This window comes from Martelella sp. (genome assembly GCF_984369615.1).
The window spans coordinates 1-3,853 of the sequence record NZ_CFHTCS010000392.1; the positions used below are offsets into that span (position 1 = coordinate 1).

5 protein-coding genes are annotated in these 3,853 nt (G+C 63.0%); 3 read left to right on the forward strand and 2 right to left on the reverse strand.

The window, feature by feature from the left end; translation table 11 throughout:
* Both AC5DC2_RS20890 and AC5DC2_RS20895 read right to left on the reverse strand, forming a co-directional pair.
* Positions 1-673 (reverse strand): branched-chain amino acid ABC transporter permease (locus tag AC5DC2_RS20890; RefSeq protein WP_491699880.1); only part of this gene is annotated, 673 nt, incomplete at its 3' end.
* Positions 674-751: 78 nt separating this feature from the next.
* On the reverse strand, positions 752-2,098 hold the full coding sequence (locus tag AC5DC2_RS20895; RefSeq protein WP_024706507.1) for a substrate-binding protein: 1,347 nt from the start codon (positions 2,096-2,098) through the stop codon (positions 752-754).
* A gap of 237 nt (positions 2,099-2,335) precedes the next feature.
* Between AC5DC2_RS20895 and AC5DC2_RS20900 the strand changes: the two genes are divergently transcribed.
* The 3 genes from AC5DC2_RS20900 to AC5DC2_RS20910 form a co-directional block, all read left to right on the forward strand.
* Positions 2,336-2,815 carry a YcgN family cysteine cluster protein gene (locus AC5DC2_RS20900; protein WP_024706506.1) on the forward strand — a complete coding sequence of 160 codons (480 nt, stop codon included), beginning with the start codon at positions 2,336-2,338 and terminating at the stop codon, positions 2,813-2,815.
* A 104-nt stretch (positions 2,816-2,919) separates the two neighbouring features.
* The gene (locus AC5DC2_RS20905; protein WP_036235846.1) at positions 2,920-3,264 is read left to right on the forward strand and encodes a carboxymuconolactone decarboxylase family protein; all 345 of its coding nucleotides are present in this window, start codon (positions 2,920-2,922) and stop codon (positions 3,262-3,264) included.
* 195 nt (positions 3,265-3,459) lie between these two features.
* The coding region (locus AC5DC2_RS20910; protein WP_491699881.1) for a hypothetical protein at positions 3,460-3,853 on the forward strand (394 nt) is incomplete at its 3' end.

Consider the following 3,853-nt stretch of genomic DNA (forward strand, 5'->3'; position numbering starts at 1 on the left):
CGAGCAGGCCGACGGTCTCGCGATCCCGCATGCCGGCGCGCACCACCATGCCGTATGTGGTGAATTGCAGGAAGGCGAAGACGGCGCCGATGACGAGGGCTGCAAACAGGAAGTAGATCAGCCGCCACCAGGGATAGACGATGAAGGCGTCGGCCATGCCGAACCAGGCGGCGATGTTGGCGGTGCCGGCGAAGACGTCTGGCGCGGACTGCGGGACGGGGTTTGCGCCGTAGATCTTCTTGATGATCTCCTGCAGCACGATGGCAAGGCCGAAGGTCACCAGGATCTGGTCGGCATGCGGGCGCTTGTAGAAGAAGCGGATCAATCCGCGTTCCATGACGAGCCCGATCAAGAGCATGACGGGAATGGCGAGCAGGATGGAGAGCGGCACGGACCAGTTGATCATCGCCGCGCCGAAATCGCCGAAGGCGTATTCCATGTAGGGCACCGGGCGCGGGGCGAAGAGCGCGCCCTCGGCCTTGGGCGGCTGGACCGGCCAGGTCAGAAGCGCGTTGAAGGTGACGGCGCAGAAGGCGCCGAGCATGAAGAGGGCGCCATGGGCGAAGTTGACGACGCCGAGCGTGCCGAAAACCAGAGTAAGGCCAAGGGCGATCAGCGAATAGGCTGCGCCCTTGTCGAGGCCGTTCAGAAACTGAATGATGATGGCGTCCATTGACCGCGTTTCCACTGTTGCCGGAAAGGGCCGGGCGTCCCGAAAACGCCCGGCCTGAATTTCAGCGATTGTCCGTTCTCAGCAGGTCTTGGCCGTGTCCGGGCCAAGCTCGCCGCCGAAGATCGCCGGGTCGTACTCGACATCGGCGCGCGGCACGACCTTGACGACTTTCAGCAGGTCGAACTCGCTCTGCGGATCGGGGTTGCCGCGCACGACGAGCACATCCTTCATGCACTGGTGGTCGGCGGCGCGGTAAAGCGTCGGGCCGTTGCCCATGCCGTCGAATTCGAACCCTTCCAGCGCCTTGATGACCGCGGGCGCGAAGAAGGTGCCGGCGCGTTCCACGGCATCGGCATAAAGCAGCGCCTGGACGTAGCAGGTATGGGCGGCCTGGGATGGCGGGAAGCCGTATTCCGCGCCGAAGGACTGAACGAAGGCCTGGCTGCCCGCATCATCCAGCGACCAGTTCCAGTTGGCCGAGCCAAGGATGTTCTTGGCTGCCTCGCCCGCGCCCTGCGCCATCAGGCGGGAGAACAGCGGAACCACGATTTCGAAATTCTTGCCGTTGACCTGCTTGTCCTTCAGCCCGAACTGGACGGCCTGGGTCAGCGAATTGACCATGTCGCCGCCATAGTGGTTGAGGATCAGCACATCGGCGCCGGAATTGAGCACCGGGGTGATGTACTGCGAGAAGTCGCCGGCGCCGACCGGCGTCTTGACGGTCTGGACGGTTTCCCAGCCGAGGCCCTCGGTCGCGTTCTTGATCGATTCCTCCTGGGTCCAGCCCCAGGTATAGTCGGCGGTCAGGTGGTAGGCGCGGCGGTCGGAGCCGTATTCCTGCTGGAGCACGGGGGCGAGCGCCTCGCCCGACTGGTAGGCGTTGAAGAAGTGGCGGAAGCCGTAGCGCCGCTTGTCCTTGCCGGTCGTGTCGTTGGAGTGGGTGAGGCCGGCCATGAAGATCACGCCCATGTCCTGGCAGAGGCTCTGCACGGCAACGGCAACGCCGGAGGACGAGCCGCCGGTGATCATCACCGCGCCTTCCTTCTCGATCATGCGCTTGGCGCTGTCGCGGGCGGCGTCCGATTTGGTCTGCGTGTCGCCGGTGACGTAGTTGACCTTCTTGCCGAGAATGCCGTTGCCCTTGAGCGCCTTGGACGAGAAGGTGGCGAGCATGCCGCCGTCGCCCTCGCCGTTCAGGTGCTTGGCGGCGAGCATCAGCGCCTTCATCTCGTCGGCGCCCTCATCGGCGTAGGGGCCGGTCTGCGGCACGTTGAAGCCGAGCGTGACGGTGCTGCCGGTCGGCATGTTGCAGGACATGTCCTGCGCGTAGGCCCCGCGCACGAAATGCATGGGGGCGGCCAGCGTGACGCCGGCGGCCGCGCCGGCCCTGAGCAGGCTGCGGCGGTTGATGATAAACTTTGACATCGGACTCCTCCCAAGTCGTCTGAATTGGCTGCGCGCTCCTCAGGGCGCAGAGGCGCTTTCCTCCAAAGCGCATGGGAGACAGTAACAAGCAGTCAAATTGTCGCAATTGAGCGAAAGTGATAAGACCTTGGTTGAAGGAAGCGAGCGCTTACCTTCGCCGCCGCAATGCCCGCGACGGGTTGAACCGCGGGACCTTGTGACGCATATAGCCACCTTCAAGAGGAAGGTGATCCGGACATGGCCGACAGGGCAGCAGAACAGGAGCCGTTCTGGAAGACGAAGCGGCTCGACGAGATGGACGCCGGCGAATGGGAAAGTCTCTGCGACGGCTGCGGGCTTTGCTGTCTCAACAAGCTGGAGGACTGGGAAACGGGCGAGGTGGCCTTTACCTCGGTCGCCTGTCGCCTTCTCGACGGCCATTCCTGCCAGTGTTCCGATTACGAGGACCGGTGGAAGACTGTGCCGGAATGCATCCAGCTCGATGTCAAGGGCGTCAGGGAGATCCCCTGGCTGCCGCCGACCTGCGCCTACAGGCTGGTGCATGAGGGGCATGATCTCTACTGGTGGCACTACCTCGTCTCCGGCGACCGCGAGACGGTGCACCAGGCCGGCATTTCCGCGCGCGACCGGACGGTGAGCGAGATGGAGGTGCCGGTCGAGGACTACGAGGACTACATCATCGAATGGCCGGTGCTGACCGGGGAGAAGACGGGCTGATTCGCTTTCTGATAGGGCGGGCGCCGCTTGACCCAGCGCAATGCGGGAGCGGCGAGAGACCTTATGTATTCATCCTCGTAAGTATGAATATAAGGATCCTCCCCATGGCCACCGATTATCTTCAGATGACTGCCGATGTTTCGAAGCAGACCGCCGTGCTTCGCAAGGACATTCCCGACACCATGAGCGGTTTTTCGGCCCTGGCCGGCGCCGCCTGCAAGGCGGGCGCTCTCGATGCCAAGACCAAGGAATATATCGCGCTCGGCATTGCCGTGGCGCTGCGCTGCGAACCCTGCATCGCCTTTCACGCCAAGGCGCTTGTCAAGCTTGGCGTGACCAAGGCGGAATATGAGGAAGTGCTGGGCGTCGCCGTCTACATGGATGGCGGACCGGGGCTGATGTATGCGGCCCATGCGCTGGAGGCCTTTGAACAGTTCTCCGCCGGATAAGAAAAAAATCTTACAATAGGAAAATAGTCCTTGACGGCGTTACGGTCGTCTGCTAGGTTTTATCTACAGTCGGAAATCTGCGGCGGTCGGTGACCTCCCTGGCTTCAGGCTTCCGTCAGATTTTTCAAAGCCCGGTTCTCGCCGGGCTTTTTTTGTTGCCGGACGGCTGCCGCGAACGGCCAAGAGGAGAATTTCGTGGTCGACCATGAAACATTCGATATTTCGCTGTTCGGGCTCTGGCCGCGCACGCCGCGTTATGAGGGGGATCCGGCGACGCACCGCGCCCATGCGGGCTATCATGCAATCGAACCGAAGGCGCGGCGGGCGAATGCCGATGACGATCTCAGGCTGCTGCTGAACGATCTGACCGTCGAGATGCGGGCGCAATTCGCCTTTTTCCGCAAGCTCAGGATGGCGGCGGTCAAGAAAGGCCGGGAGGGAGACGATGCGGATGTGCGCGGCGAGGTGAAGGCCGCGGCCGACGCGGTGGCGCTGATCATCCGCACGCTGGAAAAGGCCGACGAATTGCAGCGCAGGCTTGCGGAAAGCCGCCGCGATGCCGAGGAACGCGCACTCGATCTGAGGACAT